Genomic DNA, 1,725 nt, shown 5'->3' with positions numbered 1-1,725 from the left:
GGCTATGTCACAACAAACAGTTGATAAATAGCCATTTTTATAGGGGAGTATCAGAACTCCCCTACAAACTGTTATTTGCAGTTATCTATACTCATTTGGAATTTCGATATGAAGTGTCTCACACAATAACTTCACATCATGGGCATCATTTTCATCAAACTCGTATCCCAGATGGAACATTACTTGACTATATGGTTCAATACAGGAAACCTCTATTTCCTCAATTCTTCCTTTACCCGAAAAAGTTTCTACCGGAAAACAATCCCCATCATAAAGAATTTCACCTTCGTCCGTATATTCAAAACAATGCAAATCAATAATTCTGTTTTTCAAATCTTCCCATACAGTATGGTTCAATGTTGTATATTCCATCTTAATCTCATAAAAGCCATTAGCTTTCATTATTTCTATAAAGTTCTGATAATCGTTCTTTTCTACAAAAATGTCAATATCATTATGGGCTCTTGACTGATATCCAAGAAGAGCATCTACACCCCAGCCACCATCAAGAAAGACTTTAATCTCCGCATCTATTGCAAATTGAAGAATCTGTTTTACATCTGTTATATTGACCATCTTATCATCTCCACAAATTCTAATTAGGCGACCAGAGGAACTGCTGGTCTGTTTGATAAATCTCTGCATTTAGCAGTTTTCAATGTTGCCAAAACGAAAGTTAAGAAGATGTTCCTTTTCTCCATGTCGCTTTCTTTGGCGTAATTTACAAGGTTATTCCACACAAGATAGTTGTTCAGATACTTGGTAGAAACACCGTTAAAGCCACGCATAAACCTCTTTAGCTGGCTATGGTAGCTATTGATATGTTGGATATTATAAATGCCTTTCTTGGCTTTGCCAGTCTTTAACTGCACAAGGTCAATGCCATTGGCATTTGTAAATCTCACATAGGAGTTCATCTTGTCCGTAACAAGAGTGGAATTGGTCTTAATCCTACCATCATAAATATGATGTAAATCTCTTGTAGAAACTCTACCAGTATTCGTAATCTTGGAGATAGACAAGCCATTCCTATTAACCGCACAAGGAACACATACCTTTTCTTGGGACAAGCCTCTGATATGTGTAGAATGACCACGCTTATGAGCCTTGCGTGGCATAGCAAATGTCTTACTCTTGCTATGATTGCCCTTGTACGAGATGGCGAAAAAAGTTTCGTCAGCCTCAATAATGCCGTCAAGGGTAACATCGTCTGCCATATTCTGAAGTGCATCCAAAATCTTGTGTCTCCAAAGGAATGCGGTGTTTCTGTGAATCCCACAAGCAACAGCAGTCTTACGAATGGATAAGCCATTCATCATACAATCAATGTACTGCTCCCACACGGACAAGTCTTTTCTTGTACCAGACACAATGGAGTTCGTAGCAATCACGAAGGACTTGCCACAATCCTTACATACATATCGCTGTGTGCCATCTTTACGATGACCATTGCGAACCACATGGATACAGCCACAAAGAGGGCATACACGACCATTTGCAAAGCGTTCCTTTGCTACGAAATCTTCAATATTCAAAGACTTTACAAAGGCAGGACTTAAAAGCGTTGTTTTAAGGCTTTCCTGCTCTGCGACAGTCAACTTACCGATAATATCTAATGCGTCTTTGATAGTAGGCATATCCAATTACCTCCTTCGGTGGTACTGTTTCTTACTATTATTGTACGCTATTTCTCGTCAAAAATCAACCATTTGTTGTGACAGAGCC

General features: G+C 38.7%; 2 protein-coding genes. Both read right to left on the bottom strand.

Annotated features, from left to right (window positions below; all coding sequences use genetic code 11):
- Nucleotides 1–81 precede the first annotated feature (81 nt).
- Nucleotides 82–576 (bottom strand): lincosamide nucleotidyltransferase Lnu(C), encoded by a 495-nt coding sequence (gene lnu(C) / locus LJE08_RS13400; protein ID WP_019543803.1) that lies wholly within the window; start codon nt 574–576, stop codon nt 82–84.
- A 23-nt stretch (nt 577–599) separates the two neighbouring features.
- Nucleotides 600–1,637 (bottom strand): IS1595-like element ISSag10 family transposase, encoded by a 1,038-nt coding sequence (locus LJE08_RS13395; RefSeq protein ID WP_227403499.1) that lies wholly within the window; start codon nt 1,635–1,637, stop codon nt 600–602.
- Between the last annotated feature and the right edge of the window lie 88 nt (nt 1,638–1,725).

This window comes from Holdemanella sp. DFI.5.55 (assembly GCF_020593575.1).
Taxonomy (GTDB): Bacteria; Bacillota_I; Bacilli_A; order Erysipelotrichales; family Erysipelotrichaceae; genus Holdemanella; species Holdemanella hominis.
This window is presented reverse-complemented; position numbering and strand designations above follow the sequence as displayed.

Bases quoted from the DNA above. Each gene is read 5' to 3' on its own strand.
- LJE08_RS13395 (WP_227403499.1), bottom strand. From the start codon at position 1,637: ATGCCTACTATCAAAGACGCATTAGATATTATCGGTAAGTTGACTGTC.